Raw genomic sequence first — 24,600 nt, forward strand, 5'->3', positions numbered from 1 at the left:
CCCCCGGGCCCTTGGGGGGCGGGGGTTGCCCACGCCGCCCCCCCCCCCCCACTTCCGGAGGTTCTGGGCGGAGGATGCCGACCCGGCGCTCATCCTCAACGCCCACTACCTCACGTCGGAGCAGATCCACGTCGAGGGCGACGAAGGCGAGGCGCAGTGGATCCACATGCAGCCGTGGCTGTACTCCGACGGCACCGCCCTGTTGCGCTCCAGCCGGCTCAACAACGCGTTCCGCAAGGAGCCCGACGGCGTGTGGCGGATCACCCGCACGCGCACCGAGAACGTGTTCGTCGCGCCCCTGCCGAACCGATTCGCGCAGGCGTACCCGACGGCATCCGTGCTGATGGGCCAGTAGGCGCCGCATGACGATGCCCCGCGCTGATCGCGCCGAGCCCCGCGTTCTGGAGGACGCGCCGGTCGTGCACATCGTCGACGACGACGAGAACGTGCGCGCCTCGCTGGCGTTCCTCCTGCAGAGCGTGGGGCTCGTCACGCTCACGTACCCGGGCGCCGTCGCGTTCCTCGACGAGGTCGACCTCGACGAGCCGGCCGTCGTCATCCTCGAGACGCGGATGCGGGGGATGAGCGGGCTGCGCGTGCAGGAGCGGCTGGCGCGCGCCGGCTGCCCGGCGCCGGTGGTGTTCTGCTCGGCGCACGCGGACGTGCCGATGGCCGTGCGCGCGATGCGCGCCGGGGCGGTCGACTTCTTCGAGAAGCCGTACGACTCGCAGCGGATGCTGGAGGTCGTGCAGGCTCAGGTCGTCGAGGCCGAACGCGCGTACGCCGAGCGCACCGCGCGACGCCGCCTCGAGCACGCGCTCGCCGCGCTCACCCCGCGCGAGCGCGACGTGCTGAGGCTCGTCGTCGACGGCCTGCCCAGCCAGCGCATCGCCAGCGAGCTGGGCACGAGCGTGAAGACGATCGACGTGCACCGCGCCCACATCCGGGCGAAGACCGACGCGCCCACGCTCGGCAGCCTTGTGCGCGACGTGTTGCGGCACCGCGTCGAGCTGTAGCGGCGCCACGTGCCACTTCGGGCCCCGAGGTTGGTGTGGGGCTGCGCGAAGGTGGCGTGTGGTGTCGCATCCCTGGTGGGGATGCGGCGTGTCGCGCCACTTTGGGCGGGCGCGCGGCGGGGGCGCCAGAGCTAGCTGGCAGGGAGAAGTTCCTCGACACGCTGCGCTGCGGCAATGAGCGCGGACTCGCCGCAGGGGCGGCCGACCGCCTGCAGGCCGAGCGGCAGTCCGTCGGCGTCGCGCAGGCCGGGAATCGTGACGACCGGCAGCCCCCACGCCTGCCACGGCCGGCTCAGCACCGGGTCGCCGGTCGCGCCCAGCCCCGCGGGGGCGGCGCCGAGCGCGGCGGGGCCGAGCACGACATCCCACTCCGCCCACAGGCCCTGAACCTCGGCCTTCGTCTCCGCGAGCGCTTCCAGCGCCGCTTCGTAGTCCGCCGCGGGAGTCGCGGCGCCGCGCTGCAGCAGGTCGCGCAGCGGGGTGCTCAGCCGGTCGGCGGCCGCCAGTTCGGCGGCGCGCTCGCGGGCCGCCTCGTACGCCATGACGACGGGATGCCGCGTGGCCGCCGCCGCGACGGCGTCCGCGATCGGCAGCTCGTCCACGACGGCGCCGCCGGCGCGCAGCGCGTCGGCCGCGGAGGCGAGCGCCGCGCGCATGCCGGGGTCGACGTCGAACTCGTCGGCGCGCCACACCAGCACGCGCAGCGGCTGGGCGGCAGGCTCCACGCGCTCGCCGCCGAGGGCCTCCCACGCCACCGCCAGGTCGTCGACGCGCGCCGCGTAGACGCCGTGCGCGTCGAGGGTGTGGCTGAGGCCGACGACGCCGCCGGTGCCGACGCGGCCGGTGCTGAGCACGAGCGCGGCGACGCCGCAGAACGACGCGGGCCGGGTGACAGAGCCCGCCGTCTGCGAGCCGATCGCGAGGGGGACCTGACCGGATGCCACGGCGGCCGCCGAGCCGCTCGACGAGCCGCCCGGCGTGTGGCCGGGCGCGGCGGGGTTGCCCGTCGGGCCCGGCGCGAAGAACGCGAACTCGGTCGTGACGGTCTTGCCGACGGGGAGCGCTCCGGCCGCCCGCCAGCGCGACACGATCTCGGCGTCGACCGCCGCGGGCGGCGCGTCGTCGCGCAGCGCGGACCCGCACCGGGTGGGCACGCCCGCGACGTCGATGATGTCTTTCACGCCCATCGGCACGCCCGCGAGCGGGCCGGATGCGGCATCCCTTTCCCCCTCGCCGGCGAACGGCGGCACGACCCACGCGCGCAGCGCCGGCTCGGTCTCGGCGACGCGCGCGAGTACGCGCTCGCGCACGTGCTCGGGGGCCTCGCGGCCCGCGGCCAGGTCGTCGACGAGCTGTCGCAGCGACCACGGCGCGAACACGCTCACATGTCGTCCCACGCGACGTCTGCTTCCCAGTAGTCCATTCCGCTCGCGCTGACGAAGTGCCGCCACTCCGAGGTGCGCTTGAGCGACGGCTCGACGCGCGCGGTCACCTCGTCGGCAGCCTCCGGGCCGTCGCTGCGCACCGCCCAGTGCACCCAGTTCAACTCGCGCCCCTCGAGGTCGTGCGTGAACAGGTCGACGTGCCGCCAGCCGTAGCCGAACGTGTCGTTGTAGCACATCAGGGTCATGCGCCGCTCGTTGTCGGGAAGGTCCAGCCTCAGCATCCGCGCCCCTCTTCTCTCACAGCTCGACCGCCGCGACGATGGGGGCGGCGCGACGCAACTCGGCGACGATCTCGGTGGCCTGCTCGAGCTGCCGTCTCGCGCCCTCCAGCCCCAGGGCCAGCTGCGCGCCGACCTCCTCGCTGACCGCGCCGCTGGCGGTCAGGCTGTCGGCGCGGATGCGCACCCCCGCGACGTAGTTTCGAGCGGCCGTCAACGCGGGCTCGAGGGCGGACGCGGCAGCATCCGCCTGCTCGGGTGTCCACGCCTTGACCGTCATGCTCTCAGCGTAGACACGCTGTCTCGGCGGCGTGGAGACGGGGGAGGTTTAGTCCCGTAGGGGATTCCCTTATTCGGCCGCGACCCATTCCGCATTCCTCCGGGCGCTGCGCGTGCATAGTTTGGAAGCAGCGGCGCGCGCGAACCGCGCCCGACCCGACGGAGGACAACGTGACGATCGAGTTCACGGAAGAGAACATCTACGAGCTGAACCCCGCCGACCTCGTGCTGGACGACCGCGTGGCGGGGCGGATGTACACCGACCCCGAGATCTTCGACCTCGAGATGGAGCAGATCTTCGAGCGCACGTGGGTGTGGGTCGCGCACATCAGCGAGCTGCCGCGCGCGGGCGCGTTCAAGACCACGTTCGTGGGCCGCCAGCCGGTCATCGTCACGCGCGACCGCAAGGGCAACATCCACACGCTGCTCAACCGCTGCCGGCACCGCGGCGCCAGCGTGTGCGAGACGCGCTCCGGTGTCGTGAACGGGTTCACCTGCCCCTACCACGCGTGGTCGTACGGCCTGGACGGCACGCTGCGCGGCATCCCCTATCCCGACGGCTACGAGGGCGTCATGGAGCGACAGGGGATGGGGCTGAAAAAGCTGCGCACGGAGTCGTACGGCGGCATGGTCTTCGCGACCTTCAACCACGACATCGAGCCACTCGAGGACTTCCTCGGCGACGTGCGGATGTGGATCGACCGGTTCATGGCGCAGGGCGGCGGATACCCGCTCAAGGTGCTCGGCGCCCACCGGTTCACCTTCAAGGGCAACTGGAAGATCCAGCTCGAGAACACGACGGACGGCTACCACTTCCCGATCGTGCACCGCTCGTGGATGGCGTCGGTCGACACCGAGACGGCCGACATGATGAGCTTCATGACCGACCCGACGGCGATCACGCACGACCTCGGGAACGGCCACTCCGTCATGCAGATGGTGCCGGCGCACTCCGACCTGGAGGCCGACGACGGCAGCGAGCCGCTGCAGGCGCGCTTCGACCCGCTCGTGGCCGAGCTGCGCGCGCACGGCGTCGACGACGCCGAGATCCGCCGCCTCGTGCACGCGATGCACGGCACCGGGTTCAACCTGAACCTGTTCCCGAACGTGTCGATGTCGATCTCGTTCCTGCGGACGCTGCGGCCCGTCTCGGTCGGCGAGACTGTGATCGAGCACATCGCGCTCGGCCCCGACGGGCCGGCCGAGATCGTCGACCCGGTCAACCGCGAGCGCATGCGCGCGCACGAGAACTTCCAGGGCCCGTTCGGCTTCGGCACGCCCGACGACGCGGAGGGATGGGACCGTGTGCAGCGCGGCGCCATCGGCGGGCCCGAGCTGCCGATCATGGTCAACCGCGGCCTTGCCCGCGAGAACCGCGCGCCGCAAGGCTGGCGCACGTCGCACGTCACCGACGAGACCGGCATGCGAGCCGCGTACCAGAAGTGGAAGGAGATGATGAGCGTTGACTGACTCACCCGCTTCGCAGGTCAAGCCCGGCGCGTGGCTCACCGGCCGCAGCCTGTACAAGCGCGCCCTGGCCTACACCGATGTGCCCACGTCCGACCCGCGTGTGGTGCGGGCCATCGACCTCGTCTCGCGCGAGGCCGAGCTGCTCGACCGCAAGGAGTACATCGAGTGGCAGGACCTCTACCCCGAGGACGGGATCTACGTCATCCCGATCGACCCCGAAGTCGAAGACTTCGAGAACCATCTCAACATCGTGTTCGACAACGACACCATGCGCCGGGCCCGCGTCGTGCGGCTCACCGAGGGCTACGCGATCGCCGCCGTCGACGCCGCGGCGACCGTGCGCACGCTCGGCCGGTTCGTGCCGGCCGACGTGCGCGACGCCGATGGCGGAGCGGAGGTCGTCCTGCGGGCCGCGCAGATCCTGGTCGCGTACAAGCGCGGCCGGCACGACGTGTGGGCGGCGGATGTCGAGTGGACCGTTCGCCTCGGGGCGACGGCGGCGGACGACCGCATCGCGCTCAAGGTGATCCGGCTGGTCGACAGCCAGGAGGAGATTCCGGCGGCGGGGTTCCTGCTGTGAGCGGGCTGCCCGTCCGCGTAGCGGAAGTCATGGACGAGACGCCGCTGATCCGCACTCTGCGCCTCGTGCGCGAGGACGGCCGGCCGTTCACGCCGTTCCTGGCTGGCGCGCATATGGATGTCACCGGGCCCACCGGCGTGCTGCGCCAGTATTCTCTGGCAAGCCCGCCCGGCGACCCCAGTTCGCTGCTGATCGCCGTCAAGCGCGAGCCTCGATCCCGCGGCGGCAGCGTTGCGATGCACGAGGTCGAGGTGGGCGACAGGGTGCTGATCGGCAAGCCCCGCAACCTCCTCGCGATCGCGGACGGCGCGGACCGGCACATCCTCGTCGCCGGCGGCATCGGCGTCACGCCGCTGCTGGCGATGGCGTACGAGCTGTACTCGTGGGGAGCGGAGTTCGAGCTGCACTACTTCGCGCGCTCTCGCGACGAGGCCGCCTTCGTCGGCCTGCTGGAGAGCCGCGTCGAGTTCACCGACCACGTCCACCTGCACTTCGGCGTGCCGCGCGCCGAGCATCCCGCCGTGCTGGAGGAGATCGCGCCCCGGCTGACGGCTGCGAGCCACGTCTACACGTGCGGCCCGGAGGGCTTCATGGACCAGGTGGCCGCGGTGCTCGGCCCCGTCGTCGGCGAGGGCTCGGTGCACATCGAGCACTTCGTCGCCGAGGAGATCGACACGACCGGCGACACCGCCTTCACCGTCGAGCTCGACACGGGCGAGGAGTTCGAGATCCCCGCCGACAAGACGATCCTCGCCGTCCTCGAGGAGAACGGCATCGACGTGTTCAAGTCGTGCGAGGAGGGCATCTGCGGCTCGTGCGTGAGCGGCCTGATCGACGGCGAGGCCGACCACCGCGACAACTGCATGACCGCGGCTGACAAGGCGGCCGGCAACCAGATCGCGCTGTGCGTGTCGCGGGCGAAGTCGCCGAGGCTGCTGATCGAGCTCTACTAGCTATCGCTCCTGCAGCGCGTTGTTGCGCAGGTCGGCGTTGAGCATCTCGATGAACTGCTCGAGCGCCGGCTCCAGGCCGTCGGCGGCCGGCGTCGTGAGCTGCTGGAACACGAGGCCGTCGATCGTGGCGTGCGCGAGCCGGGCGAGCCGTTTCGGATGGCGGTGCCCGCGCTGGCGCAGGATGCGCTCGAGCCCCTCGAGATAGTCGTCCACCAGGAGCTGGGCGAGTTCGCGCAGCGCGGGGTTGCGGCGCGACTCGATGAGGATCTCGTAGTGGAACGTCTGCAGGTCGGGATCCGTGCGCACGAGCTCGGTCATGGCACGCGCGAAGTCGTGGTCGATGTCCTGCCGCGTCAGCGGAAGGCTGCGCCCGATCGACTCGGCCACCGCCCAGCGCACCGCCTCGCGCAGCATCTGCTCGCGCGTGCCGAAGTGGTACGTGATCAGCGTGTTGCGCACGCCCGCCTCGTCGGCGACGGCGCGGAATGTCGTCCCCCGCAAGCCTCGCCGGGCGACGACGGTGACCGTCGCCCGAATGAGCGCGTCGTGTCCGCGCCCGTAGCCCGGCGACCTCGTGGAGACAGTCATGCCTCTACGATATGCCGCCGGGTGGAGGCATCAGCGCATGAAGACGCCGCCGTTGACGTCGAGCGTCGTGCCGGTCACGTACCCGCTGTGCGGGCCCACGAGGTAGGCGACCGCCTCGGCGACCTCCTCCGGGGTGCCCACGCGGCCGACCGGGATGCTGCGCCCCACCGACTCCGCTTGCTCGAGGCCGCCCATCGCCGGCGTGAGGATCGCGGCCGGCGCCACGGCGTTCACCGTGATGCCGTCGCCTGCCAGCTCGCGCGCGAGGATCTTCGTCAGCACGATCGCCCCGGCCTTGGACGCCGCGTAGTGGGCGCCGGCGACCAGGCCGCCCTGCTGGCCGGCGAACGACGACATGTTGACGATGCGCCCCCAGCCGCGGTCGCGGATGGCCGAGGCGACCAGTCGCGACAGCACGAAGTAGCTGCGCAGGTTCGTGGCGAGGACGTCGTCCCACTCCTCCGGCGTGATGTCCCACACCGAGCGCTGCACCGTCTTTCCCGCGTTGTTCACGAGCACGTCGGGAGCGCCCCAGAGCGCGACGAGCCGCTCGAACGCGCTCGTGATGGAGGCGGCGTCGGAGACATCCATCTCCAACGCGACGGCCGTCTCGCCCAGCTCGGCGGCCACCGCCTCGGCGGCCGCGACGTTGAGGTCGGCGATCGCGACGCGGAAGCCGTCGGCGTGCAGGCGCCGGGCGACCGCGGCGCCGAGGCCCTGTGCGCCTCCGGTCACGAGCGCGGAGCGCTCGAACGGCTCGGCCATGTCAGTCCTCTCCGAAAAAGAGCGGGCGGCCCAGTCGCGCCTCGACCTTGTAGTAATGCCACATGCGGTGGGCGCCGACCTCGGTCTCGCGGAACACGTTGGCGATCGCGCGCACCGACTCGTAGTCGGGAACGTCCAGCAAGAGGTAGCAGGTCCACGGGAAGGCGTGCGACGGGCCGATCTGCAGCGTGTCGTCGTCGAACGTGCCGAGCACGGTCACGCCGAACCGCTCCGACATCCCCGCGAAGGCGTCTTTGGTCGCGTGGAAGACGAGCGCGCGCTCATCGGCGCCGGCCGCGAAAAACGCGTCGGTCACCCCGATGCAGACAAGCGCCCGCATCTGCTCGGTCACTCGGCGGCCTCCACCTTCAGGCTGCCGTGCGTGGGGGCGAGCTCGAGGCCGAACGAGCTGGCCGCGATGAACTCGTGCGCCGCGAGCGAGGAGACGGGCATGAACTGCCCGGCCTGCACGTCGCGCCACATGCGCTCGAACGGCAGCGACTTCGCGTAGGCAGCGCCGCCGACCACGTCGATGAGGCGGCTGAAGATCGCGACCGCGTTGGAGCTGCACACGTGCTTGACCAGCGCGCTGTTGGCGACGATCTCCTGCAGCGTGAACTCGTCGTAGTACTCGGGCGTGCCGAACTGCGTCGTGTGCCGGTAGAGCACGGCGCGGGCGGTCTCCAACAGGATCTCGACGTCGGCGATGGCGTCTTGCACGCGCGGGTTGTCGACCAGGCCGCGACGGCGCAGCTGCTGCTTGGCCCAGTCGATCGCGGCGTCGGCCAGGCCGACGTACACCGCGCCGAACGCGGGCTGCGAGGAGCCGAACACCGTCTCGGTGACGGTCGCGTCGAGGTAGCCGACCGGGAAGGAGTGCACGACGTCCTCGTCGGGCACGAACAGGTCGGCGAACTCCAGGTCGTTGCTCTGCGTCGCGCGCATGCCCATCATGTTCCAGACCGGGTGGATGCGCACGCTCGGGTTGTCTTTGAGCGAGACCTTCAGCATGAGCAGCTGCGGGCCCTTGTCCGGGTCGTCGTAGCGCGCGGTCGTCGAGGCGTGCGTGGCCACCGCCGAGTTCGTGCCGAAGTTCTTGCGCCCCGTGATGCGGAAGCCGCCGTCGACGCGCACCGCCTTGGTGCGGGCGTCGGTCATGAGGTTCGGCGTGCCGAACTCGCTCGTGATGGCGGCCCAGACGAGGTTGCCCTCCGCCGCCTCGCGCAGCAGGCTCTCCAGCCGCGGGCTGCCCGTCTTGCGCCACACCTCGCTCCACTGCGCGAGCGGCGTGATGTGCATGTTGACCGCGAGGGCGGTCGCGGCGTCGCCGTAGGCGAGGCGCTCGATCACCGGGATGACCTCGAACAGGGTGGCGCCCATCCCGCCCAGCTCCTCCGGGACGGAGAGGTTCAGAAGGCCCACGCGGCGCATGTCCTCGTAGTTCTCGAACGGGAACTCATTGCTCTCGTCGTTCGCGGCCGCGCGGTCGCGGAACTTCTCGACGAGCGAGTCCGCGAGCGCTACGAACTCCTTCTGGCGGGGGGTGAGCAGCTGCTTCATGAGTTTCCCTTCAAGAGGTCCATCGGAACGTGGTGCCCGTACGAGCGGGCGTGGTAGGTGAGCGGGTCGGCGGACCCGGCAACGGCGTCGACAACACGGCCGACGATGAGCAAGTGGCTGCCGGCGACGAGGAACTGCTCGGCGTGGCAGTCGAAGGCGGCTGCGGCGGTGGTGCGGATGGGCGACCCGGTGCGCAGCGACGTCCAGTTCTCATCGAACTTGTACAGCGTGGACGGATCGGCCTGGCCCGCGAAGGCCTGCGCGACCGGGATGTCCTGGCCGGAGAGGATGTTCACCGCGAAGCAGCGGTTGGTGCGGACGGCGTCGGCGACCGGCACGCCGCGGAACAGGCCGATGACGAGCGTGGGCGGGTCGGCGGACACCGACATCATGGCCGTGACGGTCTGGCCGAACCGGCCGACGCCGCCGTCGGTGGTGACGAGCGTCACGGATGCGGCGACCTTTCCCATCGCCTGGATGAACCGCTGGCGCAGCTCGGGGCCGTCCGCGGGGGAGAGGTCCAATCGGTGCGTGTTCGGGGAATGCGGGTCCACGTCAACTCCTCTGCTCGGCCGTGGCACCAGTCTGGCGGCGGGGGCTATTCCGCATCAAACAGATAAAAACGTTGTGTTTCATGAATGAAAGCGATTCACTTGGTCAATGACCGCGCGCGCGAGAGTGACACTCGCCCAGCTCGAGGCGCTTGTCGCGGCCGCCGAGGAGAGCAGCCTCACCGTGGCCGCCGAGCGGCTGCGGACCTCGCAGTCCAACGTGTCGGTGGCTGTCGCCAAGCTCGAGCGCGCGCTGGGTGTCGAGCTGCTCGTGCGGCAGCGCGCGAAAGGGGTCGCGCTGAGCGTGCCGGGACGTGAGGCGGTCGCGCGCGCGCGGGTCGTGCTCGACGCGGTGCGCGAGCTCGAAGAGTTCGCAGGGGTGCGCGGCGGGTTGGAGGGCGAGTTGAAGGTCGGATGCTACCTGCCGCTGACGCCCTTCTTCGTGCCTGCGCTCTTGGAGGGGATGCGCCGGCACGCGCCCGATCTGACGGTGACGGTCGTGGAGGCCGCTTTGGACGCGCTCCAGCGCGGCGTGCTGGAGGGCGAGCTCGACCTCGCGCTGGTGTACGACCAGTCGTTGCCCGCGCAGCTCGCGTTCGTTGACTTCGTGCGCGTGCGCCCGTACGTGATCGTGTCGGCGCGCAGCGCGCTGGCGGCGCGCGATCGCGTGTCGTTGGCCGAGCTTGCCGGCCACACGATGGTGACCTACGAGCTGCCGTTCACCGTCGATCGCGCGCAGCAGCTGTTCTTGGCCGCGGGACTGCAGCCGCCCGCGCAAGTGCGCGTTGCGAGCGTCGACTCGGTGCGCGCGCTCGTCGCGGCGGGCGTCGGCTTCTCGGTGCTGAACCAGCGGTGGGCGACCACGGCGACCGCCGACGGCTCCGAAGTCGTCGACCTCGACCTCGCCGACGACGTCGCGCCGCTCCGGCTCGGGGCCATCGTGCGACCGGCGACGCGCAACCCCCGTGTCGGGCACGCGATCGGCGTGCTGCGCAGGCACGCGCGCCTGCGGCATCCCGGTCCACCTGGCGAACCGCCCGATTGACACGCCAATTTTGCATGCGCAAAACTGAGCGCGTGCGCAGCGAGGACGTGCCGCGCTCAAATCTCGGCGGCGTCGCCGACGGCGCAGTCGCGTTCGCGGCTGAGGAAGGTGCAGCGCATGACCTCTCGACTCCTGATCGGCGGCGAATGGACCACGGCCAGCGGCCCCACCCATCCGACTCTGAACCCGGCCACCGAAGAGGTGCTGCGCGAAATCGGGTACGCCACCAGTGACGACGTGGACGCCGCCGTGGCGGCCGCGCGGGCCGCGCTGTCGAACCCGGAGTGGCGCGACCTCAGCCCCGCGTCGCGCGCGCGCCTGATGTTCCGCCTGGCCGACGCCATCGACGACCACGCCGAGGAGCTCGCCCAGCTGGAGACCGCCGACCAGGGCCAGCCCATCGCCACGACCCGCGCCATCACGGCCCGCAACAGCGCCGAGCACATCCGCTACTACGCGGGCTGGGTGACCAAGATCGAGGGCCGCACGTCGCCTGTCGAGTTCCCCCACACACACGCGTACACGCGGCGCGAGCCGGTCGGCGTCGCCGGGCTTATCGTCCCGTGGAACTCGCCGCTGCTGATCCTGGCGTGGAAGCTCGCCCCCGCCCTGGCCGCCGGCAACACCGTTGTCGTCAAGCCGGCGGAGCAGACGCCGCTGACCGCCATCCGCCTCGCGGAGCTGGCGACCGAGGTCGGCTTCCCGCCCGGCGTCATCAACCTCGTCACCGGCGACGCGGTCGCCGGCAAGGCGATGACGGAGCATCCCGACATCGACCTCGTCTCGTTCACCGGATCGACCGCGGTCGGCCGCCAGGTGGCGATCGCGGCCGCGCAGACCAACCTCAAGCGCGTCGTGCTCGAGCTCGGCGGCAAGGCGCCGTCGATCATTGCGGCGGACGCCGACATCGACGCCGCCGTGGCCGGAAACATCCTCGGCGGCACGATCAACGGCGGCCAGGTGTGCGCCGCCTACACGCGGTTCTTCGTCGACCGCAGCCGCGCCGACGAGTTCACCGACAAGCTCGCCCGCGCGGCCGACTCGATCGTCGTCGGCTCGCCGGCGGAGGAGTCCACCCAGATCGGCCCGATGGTCTCCAGCCAGCACCTCGCGCACGTCAGCGGGCTGGTCGAGAAGGGCCGCGCCGAGGGCGCCGAGATCGTCACGGGCGGCGAGCGACTGGGCGACCGCGGCTACTTCTACCGCCCGACCGTCATCAGCGGCATCGGCGACGACTCGGTCATCGCCCGCGAGGAGATCTTCGGCCCCGTGCTCGGCGTGCTTCCGTACGACGACGCCGACGAGCTGGCCGCGCTGCTCGCGCGCGCCAACGACACGCAGTACGGCCTGGCCGCCGCGGTGTGGACGCGCGACCTCGCGACTGCGCACCGGCTCGCCAACGGCATCGACGCGGGCGCGGTCTTTGTGAACCAGCTGCCGATCCCGGAGATGACCGCGCCGTGGGGTGGCTTCAAGGCCTCCGGCTGGGGCAACGAGATGGGCCCCTACGCCCTGGACGCTTACACGCGCGTCAAGGGCGTCTGGATGCACTACGGCGGCTGACTCGCATCCACGCCGACGCCGAGGGAGCCGTCAGGGGGCGAGCTCGGCCTCTTCGGGCTCGACGGGGCTGCGGTCCTTCGACACCGACGCGAGTGCCCACCCGACGATCAGCACGACCGGGATCACACACAGCAGCACGGCGCCGGTCACCGGGTCGGCGGCGGTGAGCACACTGAAGTTCGAGACCATGATCACGAGCAGTCCGCCCATCATGACCGTCGCCAGGATCGGCGCGAGCAGTGTGTTCCACACGCGGGTGTCGGCGCGCGTGCGGCGGAAGTACGCGATGACCGCGATGGATGCCACGAGGTAGAGCAGCACGAGGGCCACGACGCCGAGGCCGGAGAGCCAGCCGAACAGCGTGACGATCGGGTTCATGTCCAGCAGCGCGAACGGCACGACCACCAGCAGCGCCGTCGCCGTCTGCACGAACGCCGCGTTCGCCGGCGCGTGGTGCCGGTTGGTGCGGTGCAGGGCGGCCGGCAGGAACCCGCGCCCGGCCATCGAGTGCAGGTAGCGGTTGATGATGTTGTGGAACGACAGCAGGGCCGCGACGAGGGATGTCACGAGCAGGGTTGCCGCGGTCGGTCCCGCCCACGGCCCCAGCACCGCGTCCAGCGGCTCGGTGACGAACGCGGCCGGATCGCCCTCGAGCGTCGCGGCGGCGGCGCCCTGCACGTTGGACGGCCCGTAGTAGAGCACGAGCGACCACAGCGCGAACGCCAGGAACGCGGCGATCACGATGACCGCGAGGTACGTCGCGCGCGGGACCGTGCGCTGCGGGTCCTTCGCCTCGCTCGAGTAGATGGTGGTCGACTCGAAGCCGAACATCGAGGCGATCGCGAACAGCAGGCCGATGCCCGGCGCCCCGGTCATGATTGCCTGCGGGCCGAAGGTGGCCGCCACGTCGATCCCCTCGGCGGTGTTGCCGCCGAAGTACACCAACAGGCCGAAGACGAAGAGGATGAGGAACTCGCCGGTCACCAGCACTGCCAGCACGCGCGCGCCGACTTCGACGTTGTTGGTGCCGAGCACGAGGATGCCCGAGATCACCACGAGGAAGATCACCCACCACGGCACGTCGATGCCGAGGTAGGTGTGCAGCAGGCCAGAGGCCGTCCCGCTGATGAGGCCGTAGAGCGCGGCCTGCACCGAGCTGTAGGTGAGCAGCGCAAGCCACGCCGCGGAGGATCCGGCGCGGAAGCCGATGCCCTCGTGGATGAGCGAGGAGAACCCGCCGTGGCTGGTCACGTAGCGCGTCATGGTCGTGAAGCCGACCGAGAAGACGAGCATCACGATGCCGATGATCAGGTACGCCGACGGGAAGGCCGCCCCGTTGCCCAGGGTGATGGCGATCGCCGCCACGCCGACGACGCTGGTGAGCGGCGCTTGCGCGGAAAGGACGAAGAACAGGATGCCGACGACTCCGACGGCATCCTTTTTGAGGGTGGTCTGCGGGGTCGTCATCACGTCACTCCTCGGCGAACACGCGGCGGCCGGCGAACCACGTCTCCCGGACGCGCGTGCTCACGATCTCGTCGGCGGGGCCGGCGACGAAGTCGCGGTCGACGACCACGAAGTCGGCCGACTTGCCCGGCTCGAGCGAGCCCGTCTGGTCGCCGAGCCCCATCGCCCGGGCCGCGTTGATTGTGAACACCTCGAGGGCCTCCTCGGAGGTGAGCGCCTGCTCGGGCCACAGCGCGCCGGGGGCGCGCCCGAACGGGTCGGCGCGGGTGACGAGCCCCTGCATCCCCTCGAACGGGTTGGGCGACTCGCTCACCGGCCAGTCCGAGCCGCCGGCGACGAGCACTCCCGCGTCGGTCAGCGTGCGGTTGGGCTGGGAGTGCTCCGCGCGCTCGGCGCCGAGCGCGTCGGCGAGCGCCTGCGGGATGACTCCGGGGAACCACAGGAAGGGGGAGATGTCGGCGATCACGCCGAGGCGCACCATGCGGGGGATGTCGTCGTCCGCGAGGAACTGCCCGTGCGCGATCTGGAACGTCTGGTCGGTGAACCCCTCGTCGCGCAGTCGCTCGACGACGTCGATGAGCAGGCGCGCCGTGCCGTCGCCCGTGCAGTGCACCTTGGCGCCCAGGCCCCGCTCGGCGACGGCGCGCATCCAGCCGTAGAGCTCGTCGAAGTCCATCGTGGTCGTGCCGTGGTAGTGCGCGCCGTGCGCGTCGTCGGGCGCGTACGGCTCGAGGAAGAGCGACGTGCGCGCCGGCGGCACCCCGTCGAGGAAGATCTTGACGAAGTCGGGCCGGTGGTGGGTGGTGCGAAACTCCTCGCCGCGCGCCACGAGCGGCTCGCCGACGGGGTCGTAGCCGAAGATGTCGTCGTTGACGGTGATGCTGGAGACGACCCACGCGTTGAGCTCGCCGGCGTTGTCGAGGGAGGCGACTGCCTCCATGATCTGCAGCGACACCGCGGCATCCTGAAACGCCGTGACGCCGAAGCTGCTGAGCATCTCGATGCCGCGCCGCGACGCCTGGCGGTGCTGGTCGGCGGTGAGGCCGCCTTCGCTGGCGTGCGCCTTCGCGACCGGGATGCCGGCGGCCTCCAGCAGCACGCCGCTGGGCTCGCCGTCGGCGGGGTCGAGGAGCGTCACGCCCTCGTCGGGGATCGTGTCCTTCGAGATGCCGGCCAGCTCGAGGGCGCGGCTGTTCGCCCAGCGGTTGTGGTGGCTGTCGTCGGAGAGCGAGACGGGGCGCCCGCCGGATGCCTCGTCCAGGCGGGCGCGCACCGCCGAGCTGTTCAGCTCGTCCATGAGCGTCGCGGCCCAGCACCCGCCCGTGATCCACGCACCCTCCGGCAGCGTCGCGGCGTGCGCCCGAACCCGGTCGAGGATCTCGTCGAGGCCGAGCGAGACGCCGAACGACAGCTCGAACAGGTCGGTCACCCCGGCGATCGCGTGGTGGTTGTGCACGTCGACGAAGCCCGGGTAGACGGCGTTGCCGTCGAGCTCGCGCACCTCGGTATCGGGCCCGCGCAGCGCGAGCACCTCGGACGCGTCGCCGACGGCGGCGATCAGGCCGCCCTCGATCGCGATGGCCTCGGCGACAGGGCGGGAGCGGTCGGCGGTGCGGACCACGCCGCCGGTCAGAATGAGATCAGCGGGCATCGGTGGCCTTCCTTCGTTCGGGTCTTCGAGGCGAGTCCTCGTGCGCTCACTCGGCGGCGGCGCTGTTGTCCAGTCGGCGTGCACGTCGGCGCGCCGACGAGGCGATCGACTTGGCGACGGCTTGCTGGATGCCGCGGTCGAGTGCGACGGCGAGCACGAGCGTGAGGCCCACGAGGATCGTCTGGATGTACGCGGAGATGCCCATGATGACCAGGCCGTTCTTGAGCACGCCGACGAACGCGAGCCCGTAGAGCACGCTGCGGATGCGGCCGGACCCGCCCTCGAAGGCGACGCCGCCCAACAGCACCACGGTCAGGGCCGACAGCTCCATGCCCTGGCCGACGATCGGGCTGACCGCGCCGAGCTTCGCGGCCAGCAGGATCCCGACGAAGCCCGCGACCGCGCCGGTGACCACGTACGTGCTCACGCGGATGTTGTGGACCTTGAGGCCCATCAACTGGGACGCGCGCAGGTTGCCGCCGACCGCGAGGATCTCGCGGCCGCGCGTGGTGTGGTTCAGCACATACCAGGCGATGACGAGCGCGAGCACCAGCAGGATGATCTGGATGCGGATGCCGCCGGGGGCGAACGATCCGAGCGCGGTGAACTCGGCGGGCAGCCCCGTGATCGTCTTGCCGTTGGTCAGGAAGAGCGCGAGGCCGCTCCACGCGCTCATGAACCCGAGCGTCACGACGAATGAGTTCAGCCCCGCCAGCGAGATGAGGGCGCCGTTGAGCAGCCCGGCCGCGGCGCCTGCCAGGATGCCGACCGCGATGCCCACGAAGACCGACCCGGAGCCGACCATCGCGAGGCCCCCCACGACGGCGGAGAGGGTCGCGACGGAGCCGACCGAGAGGTCGACGTTGGCCTGCATGATCAGGAACGCCACCGGCAGGGCGATGAGTCCGAGCTCGGCGATCTGCAGGACGATCGTCTGGATGTTGTTGATCGACAGGAACCGCGGGTTGAGCGCGGCGAAAAGGATGATGAGCGCGATGAGCGCGAACAGGACGCCGTTCTGCACGAACATGAGGCGCAGGCGCTCGGAACTGATCTTGGCCATGATTCACGCCGCCGCAAGCTCGAGCAACGAGTGCAGCAGCTCCTCCTCCATATCGGGTCCGCTCGGAATCTCAGCGGCACGGTCGGCGTAGATGACATAGGAACGGTTGCACATGCGGGCGATCTCGTCGGACTCGGACGACGCGACGATCACGGTCACGCCGTCCTCGGCGAGACGGCGCAAGGCGCGGACGATGTCGTTCTTCGCGCCGATGTCGACGCCCTGGGTGGGCTGGTTCAGCAAGAGCACGCGAGGCTTGCGCGGGAACATCCAGCGCGACAGCAGGTGCTTCTGCTTGTTTCCGCCGCTGAACGCGCCGATCGGGGCGCCGCCGTCCGGGCCGTGCATCGACATCGCGGTGCGCGCGTCCTCGTACACCTGCTTTCCAGTCGAGGCGCCGATGTAGCCGAGGCGCGACAGCCCGCGCAGCCACGGCAGCAGCGTGTTCTCGCGCGCGGTGAGGTTCGACAGCAGGCCGTCGGACTCGCGGTCGGCCGGCGACATGAAGACTCCTGCGGCGATCGCGACGCCGGGGGAGGACGGCTGGAACGGCTTGCCGTCGACCGTGTACTTCAACCGGCCGGCCAGGCCGTGGTGCTGCCAGCCGAACACGCTCTCGAGCACCGTGAACTGGGTGCCCGCCGCCATCCCGAACAGCCCGACGATCTCGCCGGAGTGGAAGTGCATGTCGAGGGGCCCGCTCACGCCGAGGACCTCGTCGCCGTGCGGCGCCGCGTCGTGGCTTTCGAGGTCGGTGAAATCCGGCGCCAGCGCCAGGGCGAGATCGCGGATGCCGAGGTTCTCGGTCGGCTGGTCCATCACGAGGCGGCCACCGTTGAAGACCACGATGCGCTTGCAGACGTCGAGGATGTCGGGGAGCCGGTGCGACACGTACACCACGGCCGTCCCCTCCTCCGCGAAGCTGCGGATGAGGGCATGCAGGGTCTCGGTCTCGGACGCGCCGAGAGCCGCCGTCGGCTCGTCGAGGAAGAGGATCTTCATGTCGCCCGCGACCAGGCCCCGGGCGAGGTCGACGAGCTGGCGCTGGCCGACCGGGAGCGTGCTGACGATCGCGTCGGTCGGCACGTCGGCCAGGCCGACGCGGGAGAGCGCCTCTTCGGCGATGGCCTTGCGCTCGCGGCGGGGCACGCTGCCGCGCCCGAGGAAGAGGTTGTCGAACACCGACAGGGTGCCGACGAGGGTGGGCGTCTGGTTCACAACCGTCAGCCCGAGCGCCGAGACGGCGGCGGGCGTCGCGTGGACGACCTCCTGGTCGTCCACGGAGTAGCTGCCGGAGGTGGGCCGCAGCACGCCGGCCGCGACGTTGATCACGGTGGACTTGCCGGCCCCGTTGTGGCCGAGCAGCCCCACGATCTCACCGGGCTCGAGAGAGAAGGTGATGTTGTCGAGGGCGCGGGTCGCGCCGAAGTCCACCGTGACTTCGTGGAAGGAGATGCGGGCCATCGTTCCTCTCCCGGGTTTCGGGGGTGGGGCGCGAACCGCGCCCCACCCCTCAGTGTGTCAGCCGTTGTTCGCGAAGTCGCCCACATTGTCGGGAAGGACTTGCTTGACATCCACGACGATGTCTTCGGGCGTCTCGCCGGCGGCGGCCGCCAGCAGCAGCTTGACGTTCGCCTCAGCGAGGTCTTCCGCCCGCCACGCGAACGACGTGCGCCACATGTCGGTGCCGGTCTCGATGAGCCCCAGCACCTCCTTGTTGGCGTCGGTGGCCGAGACGTAGTAGCCCTCGTCGTCCGCCGCCACGCCCGAGTCGATCACCGCTTGGCGGGCGCCAAGGGTCATGTCGGCGCCGATGCCCAGCCAGACCTTCGTGTTGGGGTCGGCGGTCAGCTGGCTCTGCGCGACGCTGTAGCCGACGTCGCGCGTGGTGGCCTCGAGCGGGTAGATCTTGACCTTCGCGCCGGAAGCCTCCAGGCCCTCGGTCATTCCCTTGAGCTGGTCCTGGCCCAGCTGTGTCTGCGTGTCGGCGAGGATGGCGACCGAGACCTCGTCGCTTCCGTAGTTCTCCGAGATCCATTTCCCTGCAGCGTCGCCGACAGCCGTTCCCGCCTCGACGTTGGGCGCGACCGTCATGGCGACGGCGCCCTCCCACGACACGGCGTAGGCGATCATCGGGATGCCGGCGGCCTTCGCCTCGGCCGTGATCGGCACCATCGACGACGGGTCGACGGGGAAGCCGCCCATCGCCTTCACGTCGCCGCGGGCGATCCACGCCTGCATGTCGTTGACCTGGGTCTGCAGGTCGAAGGCGGGGTCGTTCGTGAGGAACTCGTACCCCGCCTCCTCGATCGCGGGCTTCATCAGCGACAGCTGCGACGCCCAGATCGCGACATCCTGAGAGGCGAAGCTCCACGCGATCGCGCCTTTGCTTTCGCCGCCCTCGCCTCCTTCGCTGCCTCCGGTGTTGGCGCATGCCGCGGTGCTCAGGGCGAGCATGGCGGCCGCGGCGACGCCCGCCGCGCGAGTCCATTTGTTCACTGCTGTGTTCCTCTCGGTGCCGAGCGCGTTGTGCTGGGGCTCCATGTGAGCCGTGTCGGGTTTCGCCCCGCGACGCTCTGGGGGTGGCTCTATGGGTATACGTGTGCGTTCATACTCCACAGCGCGTCGCGGCGCAGACAAGTCCGGCGCCCGGCTCGCGCTCGGGCAGTCAATCGCCGTGCCTTGCTGGGCAAGCGATGTTTCGCTGTGGTAACGCTGTGTCTCCTCTCGTGTCGCCTCACGCCGCGCAGTGGGACGCGATGGTGAACCGCTCGTGCTGCCACGGGCTCGCGCCGTGCGTTGCCAGCTCCGCCAGGGCGAGGCCGTAGACCGGGATGAACTTGAACCCGTTGCCGCTCATGCCGGCGGCCACCACGATGCGCCCGTCGGCGATCGTGTCGATCACCGGCGCCTTGTCGTTGCTCAGCGAGTCGGGGTGGATCGACCAGCGCACCGGCTCCGGGACGAGATCGGGAATCATCCGCGTCGCGATCTCGCCCACCCAGCGCAGCTGCTCGGGGGTGAGGTCGGTGATCCGGTCTGCGACATCGTCGACGTCGGGCAGGATCACGTGCGGGCTCATCTTGATGCTGAAGCCGTCGAGCGTCGGCACGCCGAACGCGTGCTCGCCGTCGAGGTCGCGCATGAACCCCGGGAACCGGTCAGGGGTGAACAGCTCGGGATGGCGCGGCATGAGCCAGGTCAGCGTGAAGCTCGCGACCGCGAGCACGTCGCCCAGCTCCGGCACGAGCCGGGTGGTCCAGGGCCCCGCGGCCACAACCGCGCGGCGGGCGCGGACCTCAGCACCGCCCGCGCGCACGACCACCCCGTCGCCGGACGGCTCGATGGCGGTCACCTCCGTGTCGGCGAGGATGCGCGCGCCGTGCCGCAAGGCTTGCTCCTGCGCGGCGAGCACCGCGGTCTCCGGGCGCATCGCGCCGCCCAGGGTGTCGAGCACGCCGCGGTCGTCGTCCTCGATGTGGAACTGCGGGTAGCGCTTGCGCAGCTCGGCGGCGTCGAGCACCTCGTGCGGCAGGTTGTAGTCCTCGGCCGACTTCAGGGTCGCCGCGAGGTCCTCGTGGTCGCCGGGGGCGATGTGCAGCGCGCCGGCGGGGATCAGGATGTCGCGGCCGGCCGCTTCGCCGAGCTCTTGCCACAGTTCCCGCGAGCGCAGCAGCGTCGGTGTGTAGAGCGCGCCCTCCTTGGCGGCGACGCGGAACAGGCGGGACTCGCCCGGGTAGGCGCCGGCGGCGTGCACGCGGCCGAACTGCTCGATGCCGAGCACCGACTGTCCGGAGCGCGCGAGGTGCCACAGCGCCATCGACCCGATCGAGCCCAGGCCGACGACGACGACGTCGACTGCCTCATCGCTCACGACAGCACCGGGGCTTCCCACAGGTTCAGGGGCACGCCGATGCCCTCCGCCACCGCGCGGCGGTAGATCGTCGTCGCCCACGCGACATCCTCCACCGGCATCCCGCCGACCGACATCAGGATGATCTCGTCGTCGTCGCGCCGGCCCGGCGTCGCGCCGCCGACGATCGCGGTGAGGTCGTCGACGTCGTCCTCCGTCAGAGCGCCGTCGTGGATCATGTCCATGAACTTGGCGCCGATCATCGGCACGGTGTGGTGCAGCGGGTAGGGGATCTCCTCCGCCCACGCCTCGTAGAGCCCCATGCTGTCCACGACCTTGCGCACCGCGGGCCCTGTCATCGCCTCGTCGATCTCGCACAGCGACGGCATGCCCAGGAACGCGCCGGGCTTGACCCACTCGTGCCGCACCGTGGGGTACGTCGCCGGGTCGCCGCTCGCGCCCGACGTGCAGAACGTCACGATGTCGCTGTCGCGCACGGCCTCCTCCACCGTGTCGACGGTGGTCACCGACGCCAGGTGCGGGAACTCCTGCTTCACCCACTCGACGAACGCGTTGGTGCTGCCGGCGCTGCGCCCTTTGACCTTGACGGTGTCGATGCCGGGGCGGGCGGCGATGAAGGCCGACAGCGTCGTGCGGGCCATCACGCCCGGCCCGACGACTCCGACCACGCGCGAGTCCTCGCGGGAGAGGTAGCGGGCGCCGACGCCGGGGATCGCGCCCGTGCGGTACGCGGAGAGCAGGTTCGCCGACATGAGCGCGAGGGGAGCCCCGGTGTCGGTGTCGTTGAGCATGAACATCAGGATCGAGCGGGGCAGGCCCTTGTCCTTGTTGGCGATGTTCGAGCCGTACCACTTGCACCCGGTCGTGCCGAACGAGCCGCCCAAGTACGCCGGCATCGCCATGAACCGGCGGTCGGCGGTGGGCTTGGGCATGTTCGGGAACGGCGAGTCCTCGGGGAAGGTCACCATCGCCCCGTGCGAGTCGGCGTTGGAGCCGGCCATGCGGTAGTCGCCGGAGTGCAAGAGCTTGAAGCACTCCTCCATCGCGTCGACGCAGGCCGGCATGTCGGTGACCCCAGCGCGGATCATGTCGGGCTCGGACAGATAGCGGAAGTCGATCCGCGGCAGTGCAGCTGACATCGGGGTCCCTTCATCGGTGGTGGGCCCATGTTACTGACCCGGGCCCGCCGCTGAGCAAGCGCGAAAATTCAGGCGGGCGCTGTGAAAGTGGCGCGTCGCGCCGCGAAAGGGGCGCCGCACGCCGTGAGAGTGGCGCGTCGTGCCGCGTCGCCGGCTCCGGCGCGGCGCCGGGCGCCACTTCCGCGTGCGGGCCGCGCCGCTGTCGGGCGCGACCGCGATGATGGAGCAATGGATGCCGAGTCGCTTCGCGCCCGCAGGCTCCGCTCGCACCGGCTCAGCGCCCCGGCGGCGACGGTCGCCGAGGCCGCTTCGCACATGCTGGCCGTGCAGGGGCAGGAGTTCTGGGGCGGCCGCCTCGCGCTCGCGGCCCGCACGCGCGGCCACCCGTCGATGCGGGCGGTGGACGCCGCGTTCGACCGGGGCGAGATCGTGCGGTCGTGGACGATGCGCGGCACGCTGCATGTGATCCCCGCCCGCGATCTCGCGTGGGTGCTGTCGGTCACTGGCGACCGGCAGCTGCGCCAAGGCGCCGCGATGCATCGCCGCGAGGGCATCGACGCCGCCGAAGTGTCCCGCGCCGAGGGGCTGGCGCGCGGCGCGCTGCGCGGCGGCAACCGGCTCACGCGCAAAGAGCTGTTCGCCGTGCTCGACACGGGCGGCGTGGCCACCGCGGGCCAGCGCGGGTACCACCTGCTCACGAGCCTCGCGATGCGCGCGGTCGTGTGCCAAGGCTCCGTCGTGCCGCGCGAGGGCGCGCCCACGCGCGAGCAGCACATCGTGCTCGTCGAGGAGTGGGTGGTCGAGGCCGCGGCCCCGGCCGACCCGCTCGCCGAGCTGTTCGCCCGCTACATCGCGTCGCACGGCCCGGCCGGGCCGCGCGACTTCGCGTGGTGGTCGGGCCTGCCGCTGGGCATGGCGCGGCAGGCGGCGACCGCCGCATCCGATCGCCTCGACCAGGTCGCGGACGACCTCTACGCCGCCCGCGGCCCCGCCCCGCGCCGCAACCCCTCGGCGCCGGAGGTCGTGGCGCTGCCGCCGTTCGAGGAGTACTACATCTCGTACTTCGATCGCACCGTGGCGTGCGCGCCGGAGTTCCTCGCCGCCATCGGGCCGGCGCAGAACGGCATGGTGCGCCCCGTCCTGGTCGCGCGCGGCCAGATCGTGGGCGTCTGGACCCACTCGGTCGCCGTCGGCCGGCACGCCGACGACCCGGTGCCCGAGCTGCTCTCGCCGGGCGCGGCGACCGACGGCGAGATCGCCGCGGCGCTGGAGCGCTACCGCCGCTTCGTCACGGCGTGACTCCGACCGCGGCGAGCCCCTCGCGCAGCACGGACGCCACGGCGCGCCCGTCGGCCAGGCGCCCGTGCTCGACGGCGACCCGGCCGCCGACCACGACCCGGGTCACGTCGGCCGCGCTCGCGGCGAGGGCGAGCTGCAGCGGGTCGGCTCCGAGCGTGCGCGCCGACGCCGTGTCCACCTCGACCAGGTCGGCGGGCCCGCCGAGTGTGAGCGGCGGGGCCAGCCCCAGCGCGGCGTAGCCGTGCGCGGAGCGGATGTCGTCGAGCTCGGCCGGGGTGAAGCATCCGCGTTGCAAGCGGCGCATCCGCTGCCCCGTCTCCAGGGTGCGGGTCTCTTCGAACGGGTCGACGACGGCGTTCTGGTCACTGCCGATCGCGAGCCGCGCCCCCGCGTCGGCGAGTTCGCGGGCGGGGCCCAGCCCGTCGCCGAGGTCGGCCTCGGTCGTGGGGCAGAAGACCGCGGTGACGCGCGCGGCGCCGAGCAGGGCAGTGTCGTCGTCGGTGAGGTGCGTGGCGTGCACGACGCTGAGCCGCTCGCCGTCGCGCAGCGCCCCCGCGTCGGCCAGCACGCCCGTGGGGGTGCGCCCGTACGCCGCGAGCGACTGCGCGTTCTCGTGCGGCTGCTCGGAGAGGTGAGCGTGCAGGGGAGTGCCCGTGGGCAGCAGCTCGACCATGCGGGCGATGCCCTCGGGCGGCACGGCCCGCACCGAGTGCGCGGCGGCGCCGATCGTCACGAGGGTCGATCCGTGCGGGCGCAGCGCGCTCCACCGTTCGAACCACGCATCGACCGAGCCGTCGTCGAACGCGCGCTGGGCCGGGGTGAGCGGAGTGCGCGGGGCGGAGGTGAGGTAGCACGTGTCGAGGAGGGTGAGTCGGATGCCGACCTCCTCGGCAGCGTCGGCGAGGGCGAGGCCGACGGCGTTCGGGTCGGCGAAGGGCGCCCCGTCCGCGCGGTGGTGGGCGTAGTGGAACTCGCCGACCGCCGTGTAGCCGGCGGCGAGCAGCTCGGCGAACACGCCGCGCGCGAGCGTGCGGTAAGAGTCGGGGTCGAGGCGGGCGGCGAGCTCGTACATGCGCTCGCGCCACGACCAGAAGTCGCCGCCGTTCGCGTGCGTGCGCCCGCGCAGCCCGCGGTGGAACGCGTGCGAGTGCGCGTCGCCGGCCCCGCGCATCGCCGTGCCGAGGGCGAGGTCGCCGGGGCGCGCCGAGGTGTTCTCGGCGAGGTCGGAGACGCGCCCCGACGCGTCGACGCCGATGCGCACGTCGCGGCGCACGCGGGCGCCGTCGACGAGCTGCGACACGAACACAGCGCTCACGAGGCGCCCGCCAGCTCGCGCAGCACCGCAGTGAGCGCGTCCGCCCCGGCGCGGATGTCGGCGTCAGATGCCGACTCGCTCGGCGCGTGCGACACGCCCGTGGGGTTGCGCACGAACAGCATCGCGGTCGGCAGCACCGCCGCCAGCACGCCGGCGTCGTGCCCCGCCCCGGTGGGGATCGCCGGGATGCCGCCCAGCACGCCGTGCAGCCGGCGCAGCAGGTCGGGGTCGAAGACTACCTCGCCGCCCCAGCTCTCCGGCGCGATCTCGACCGTGCACCCCCGCGCCGCCGCCTCGTCGCGCGCGATCTCGGCGATGCTCTCCTGCAGCGCCAGCGTGTCGGCGTCCGTGTCGCCGCGCACGTCGAGCCACACCTCGACGCGGCTGGCGATGACGTTCGTGCCGCCGGGCACGGCGCGCACGCGCCCGACGGTCGCGCGCGCGTGCGCGCCGTCGGTGTCGCGGGCGGCCGCGGCATCCGTCGCCTTCTCGATGGTCGCGGCGGCCGCGACCATCGGGTCGTGCCGGCCTCCCATCGGCGTGGCCCCGGCGTGGTTGCCCTCGCCGGCGAACGCGAGCCGCCAGCGCCCGTGGGCGAGGATGCCGGTCGCCAGCGCGACGGGGTGCTCGGTGTCGGCGAGCCAGCGGCCCTGCTCGACGTGCAGCTCGACGAACGCCGCGAGGTCGGCGAGGCGGGCCTCGTCGCGCCCGAAGCGCGCCGGGTCGATGCCGTGCGCCCGCGCCGCGTCCGCGAGGCAG

The 24,600-nt window shown here is 71.5% G+C and carries 25 protein-coding genes; 8 read left to right on the plus strand and 17 right to left on the minus strand.

Going from position 1 to position 24,600, the window contains the following annotated elements; all coding sequences use genetic code 11:
- Positions 1 to 25 precede the first annotated feature (25 nt).
- Positions 26 to 355 (plus strand): nuclear transport factor 2 family protein, encoded by a 330-nt coding sequence (locus tag QM611_RS07970; RefSeq protein WP_415079378.1) that lies wholly within the window; start codon positions 26 to 28, stop codon positions 353 to 355.
- Between the two features lie 7 nt (positions 356 to 362).
- Positions 363 to 1,016: a response regulator transcription factor gene (locus QM611_RS07975; protein WP_415079379.1), complete on the plus strand. Its 654-nt coding sequence runs from the start codon at positions 363 to 365 to the stop codon at positions 1,014 to 1,016.
- Positions 1,017 to 1,147: 131 nt separating this feature from the next.
- Here QM611_RS07975 and QM611_RS07980 read toward each other — a convergent pair whose 3' ends face one another.
- The 3 genes from QM611_RS07980 to QM611_RS07990 are packed head-to-tail and all read right to left on the minus strand — an operon-like array spanning position 1,148 to position 2,959.
- The gene (locus tag QM611_RS07980) at positions 1,148 to 2,413 is read right to left on the minus strand and encodes an amidase family protein (RefSeq protein ID WP_415079380.1); all 1,266 of its coding nucleotides are present in this window, start codon (positions 2,411 to 2,413) and stop codon (positions 1,148 to 1,150) included.
- Positions 2,398 to 2,682, minus strand: a complete 285-nt coding sequence (locus QM611_RS07985; protein ID WP_415079381.1) for a hypothetical protein — start codon at positions 2,680 to 2,682, stop codon at positions 2,398 to 2,400. The genes QM611_RS07980 and QM611_RS07985 overlap by 16 nt, the downstream gene beginning before the upstream one ends.
- Before the next feature lie 16 nt (positions 2,683 to 2,698).
- Positions 2,699 to 2,959 (minus strand): hypothetical protein, encoded by a 261-nt coding sequence (locus QM611_RS07990; RefSeq protein WP_415079382.1) that lies wholly within the window; start codon positions 2,957 to 2,959, stop codon positions 2,699 to 2,701.
- 170 nt (positions 2,960 to 3,129) lie between these two features.
- On the opposite strand from QM611_RS07990, the gene QM611_RS07995 reads away from it, so the two are divergent.
- The 3 genes from QM611_RS07995 to QM611_RS08005 are packed head-to-tail and all read left to right on the plus strand — an operon-like array spanning position 3,130 to position 5,961.
- Complete coding sequence (locus QM611_RS07995; protein ID WP_415079383.1) at positions 3,130 to 4,428, plus strand: aromatic ring-hydroxylating oxygenase subunit alpha; 1,299 nt, start codon at positions 3,130 to 3,132, stop codon at positions 4,426 to 4,428.
- On the plus strand, positions 4,421 to 5,008 hold the full coding sequence (locus QM611_RS08000) for an aromatic-ring-hydroxylating dioxygenase subunit beta (RefSeq protein WP_415079384.1): 588 nt from the start codon (positions 4,421 to 4,423) through the stop codon (positions 5,006 to 5,008). The genes QM611_RS07995 and QM611_RS08000 overlap by 8 nt, the downstream gene beginning before the upstream one ends.
- Before the next feature lie 29 nt (positions 5,009 to 5,037).
- The gene (locus QM611_RS08005; protein ID WP_415079385.1) at positions 5,038 to 5,961 is read left to right on the plus strand and encodes a PDR/VanB family oxidoreductase; all 924 of its coding nucleotides are present in this window, start codon (positions 5,038 to 5,040) and stop codon (positions 5,959 to 5,961) included.
- Here the strand turns inward: QM611_RS08005 and QM611_RS08010 are convergent, their stop codons facing one another.
- The 5 genes from QM611_RS08010 to QM611_RS08030 are packed head-to-tail and all read right to left on the minus strand — an operon-like array spanning position 5,962 to position 9,428.
- The gene (locus QM611_RS08010; protein WP_415079386.1) at positions 5,962 to 6,549 is read right to left on the minus strand and encodes a TetR/AcrR family transcriptional regulator; all 588 of its coding nucleotides are present in this window, start codon (positions 6,547 to 6,549) and stop codon (positions 5,962 to 5,964) included.
- A 30-nt stretch (positions 6,550 to 6,579) separates the two neighbouring features.
- Positions 6,580 to 7,314, minus strand: a complete 735-nt coding sequence (locus QM611_RS08015; RefSeq protein WP_415079387.1) for an SDR family NAD(P)-dependent oxidoreductase — start codon at positions 7,312 to 7,314, stop codon at positions 6,580 to 6,582.
- Between the two features lies 1 nt (position 7,315).
- Positions 7,316 to 7,666 carry a hypothetical protein gene (locus QM611_RS08020; protein WP_415079388.1) on the minus strand — a complete coding sequence of 117 codons (351 nt, stop codon included), beginning with the start codon at positions 7,664 to 7,666 and terminating at the stop codon, positions 7,316 to 7,318.
- Positions 7,663 to 8,874, minus strand: a complete 1,212-nt coding sequence (locus QM611_RS08025; protein ID WP_415079389.1) for an acyl-CoA dehydrogenase family protein — start codon at positions 8,872 to 8,874, stop codon at positions 7,663 to 7,665. Before QM611_RS08025 ends, QM611_RS08020 begins: the two co-directional genes overlap by 4 nt.
- Positions 8,871 to 9,428 carry a flavin reductase family protein gene (locus tag QM611_RS08030; protein WP_415079390.1) on the minus strand — a complete coding sequence of 186 codons (558 nt, stop codon included), beginning with the start codon at positions 9,426 to 9,428 and terminating at the stop codon, positions 8,871 to 8,873. The genes QM611_RS08025 and QM611_RS08030 overlap by 4 nt, the downstream gene beginning before the upstream one ends.
- A 106-nt stretch (positions 9,429 to 9,534) precedes the next feature.
- Here QM611_RS08030 and QM611_RS08035 point away from each other — a divergent pair, with 106 nt between their 5' ends.
- Both QM611_RS08035 and QM611_RS08040 read left to right on the plus strand, forming a co-directional pair.
- The gene (locus QM611_RS08035; RefSeq protein WP_415079391.1) at positions 9,535 to 10,470 is read left to right on the plus strand and encodes a LysR family transcriptional regulator; all 936 of its coding nucleotides are present in this window, start codon (positions 9,535 to 9,537) and stop codon (positions 10,468 to 10,470) included.
- 117 nt (positions 10,471 to 10,587) lie between these two features.
- The gene (locus tag QM611_RS08040; RefSeq protein ID WP_415079392.1) at positions 10,588 to 12,033 is read left to right on the plus strand and encodes an aldehyde dehydrogenase family protein; all 1,446 of its coding nucleotides are present in this window, start codon (positions 10,588 to 10,590) and stop codon (positions 12,031 to 12,033) included.
- A 30-nt stretch (positions 12,034 to 12,063) separates the two neighbouring features.
- Here the strand turns inward: QM611_RS08040 and QM611_RS08045 are convergent, their stop codons facing one another.
- From QM611_RS08045 to QM611_RS08075, 7 genes are all read right to left on the minus strand, one after another.
- On the minus strand, positions 12,064 to 13,500 hold the full coding sequence (locus QM611_RS08045; RefSeq protein ID WP_415079393.1) for an APC family permease: 1,437 nt from the start codon (positions 13,498 to 13,500) through the stop codon (positions 12,064 to 12,066).
- A gap of 4 nt (positions 13,501 to 13,504) precedes the next feature.
- The gene (locus tag QM611_RS08050) at positions 13,505 to 15,151 is read right to left on the minus strand and encodes an amidohydrolase (RefSeq protein WP_415079394.1); all 1,647 of its coding nucleotides are present in this window, start codon (positions 15,149 to 15,151) and stop codon (positions 13,505 to 13,507) included.
- A gap of 46 nt (positions 15,152 to 15,197) precedes the next feature.
- Positions 15,198 to 16,214, minus strand: coding sequence for an ABC transporter permease (locus tag QM611_RS08055; protein WP_415079395.1), 1,017 nt, complete (start codon positions 16,212 to 16,214; stop codon positions 15,198 to 15,200).
- A gap of 3 nt (positions 16,215 to 16,217) precedes the next feature.
- A complete protein-coding gene (locus tag QM611_RS08060) occupies positions 16,218 to 17,678 on the minus strand; it encodes a sugar ABC transporter ATP-binding protein (RefSeq protein ID WP_415079396.1) in 1,461 nt (486 codons plus the stop codon).
- A 57-nt stretch (positions 17,679 to 17,735) separates the two neighbouring features.
- Positions 17,736 to 18,713: a sugar ABC transporter substrate-binding protein gene (locus tag QM611_RS08065; protein WP_415079397.1), complete on the minus strand. Its 978-nt coding sequence runs from the start codon at positions 18,711 to 18,713 to the stop codon at positions 17,736 to 17,738.
- Positions 18,714 to 18,951: 238 nt separating this feature from the next.
- A complete protein-coding gene (gene solA, locus QM611_RS08070) occupies positions 18,952 to 20,088 on the minus strand; it encodes an N-methyl-L-tryptophan oxidase (RefSeq protein ID WP_415079398.1) in 1,137 nt (378 codons plus the stop codon).
- Positions 20,085 to 21,227, minus strand: a complete 1,143-nt coding sequence (locus QM611_RS08075; RefSeq protein WP_415079399.1) for a tyramine oxidase subunit B — start codon at positions 21,225 to 21,227, stop codon at positions 20,085 to 20,087. The genes solA and QM611_RS08075 overlap by 4 nt, the downstream gene beginning before the upstream one ends.
- A gap of 228 nt (positions 21,228 to 21,455) precedes the next feature.
- Between QM611_RS08075 and QM611_RS08080 the strand changes: the two genes are divergently transcribed.
- Entirely contained in the window at positions 21,456 to 22,526 is a 1,071-nt protein-coding gene (locus QM611_RS08080) for a winged helix DNA-binding domain-containing protein (RefSeq protein ID WP_415079400.1), read from the plus strand.
- On the opposite strand, the gene QM611_RS08085 is transcribed toward QM611_RS08080, so the two are convergent.
- Positions 22,516 to 23,841, minus strand: a complete 1,326-nt coding sequence (locus tag QM611_RS08085; protein WP_415079401.1) for a formimidoylglutamate deiminase — start codon at positions 23,839 to 23,841, stop codon at positions 22,516 to 22,518. The two genes, QM611_RS08080 and QM611_RS08085, sit on opposite strands and share 11 nt — an antisense overlap.
- A partial coding sequence (locus QM611_RS08090) for a M20/M25/M40 family metallo-hydrolase (protein ID WP_415079402.1) occupies positions 23,838 to 24,600 on the minus strand: 763 nt, incomplete at its 5' end. The genes QM611_RS08085 and QM611_RS08090, both read right to left, overlap by 4 nt.

The organism is Microbacterium sp. (assembly GCF_047606685.1).
Lineage (GTDB): Bacteria > Actinomycetota > Actinomycetes > Actinomycetales > Microbacteriaceae > Microbacterium.

Bases quoted from the DNA above. Each gene is read 5' to 3' on its own strand.
- QM611_RS08015 (WP_415079387.1), bottom strand. From the start codon at position 7,314: ATGGCCGAGCCGTTCGAGCGCTCCGCGCTCGTGACCGGAGGCGCACAG.
- QM611_RS07975 (WP_415079379.1), top strand. From the start codon at position 363: ATGACGATGCCCCGCGCTGATCGCGCCGAGCCCCGCGTTCTGGAGGAC.
- QM611_RS08040 (WP_415079392.1), top strand. From the start codon at position 10,588: ATGACCTCTCGACTCCTGATCGGCGGCGAATGGACCACGGCCAGCGGC.
- QM611_RS08010 (WP_415079386.1), bottom strand. From the start codon at position 6,549: ATGACTGTCTCCACGAGGTCGCCGGGCTACGGGCGCGGACACGACGCG.
- QM611_RS08080 (WP_415079400.1), top strand. From the start codon at position 21,456: ATGGATGCCGAGTCGCTTCGCGCCCGCAGGCTCCGCTCGCACCGGCTC.
- QM611_RS08045 (WP_415079393.1), bottom strand. From the start codon at position 13,500: ATGACGACCCCGCAGACCACCCTCAAAAAGGATGCCGTCGGAGTCGTC.
- QM611_RS08005 (WP_415079385.1), top strand. From the start codon at position 5,038: ATGGACGAGACGCCGCTGATCCGCACTCTGCGCCTCGTGCGCGAGGAC.
- QM611_RS08055 (WP_415079395.1), bottom strand. From the start codon at position 16,214: ATGGCCAAGATCAGTTCCGAGCGCCTGCGCCTCATGTTCGTGCAGAAC.
- QM611_RS08025 (WP_415079389.1), bottom strand. From the start codon at position 8,874: ATGAAGCAGCTGCTCACCCCCCGCCAGAAGGAGTTCGTAGCGCTCGCG.
- QM611_RS07990 (WP_415079382.1), bottom strand. From the start codon at position 2,959: ATGACGGTCAAGGCGTGGACACCCGAGCAGGCGGATGCTGCCGCGTCC.
- QM611_RS08050 (WP_415079394.1), bottom strand. From the start codon at position 15,151: ATGCCCGCTGATCTCATTCTGACCGGCGGCGTGGTCCGCACCGCCGAC.
- QM611_RS08035 (WP_415079391.1), top strand. From the start codon at position 9,535: ATGACCGCGCGCGCGAGAGTGACACTCGCCCAGCTCGAGGCGCTTGTC.
- QM611_RS07985 (WP_415079381.1), bottom strand. From the start codon at position 2,682: ATGCTGAGGCTGGACCTTCCCGACAACGAGCGGCGCATGACCCTGATG.
- QM611_RS08060 (WP_415079396.1), bottom strand. From the start codon at position 17,678: ATGGCCCGCATCTCCTTCCACGAAGTCACGGTGGACTTCGGCGCGACC.
- QM611_RS08075 (WP_415079399.1), bottom strand. From the start codon at position 21,227: ATGTCAGCTGCACTGCCGCGGATCGACTTCCGCTATCTGTCCGAGCCC.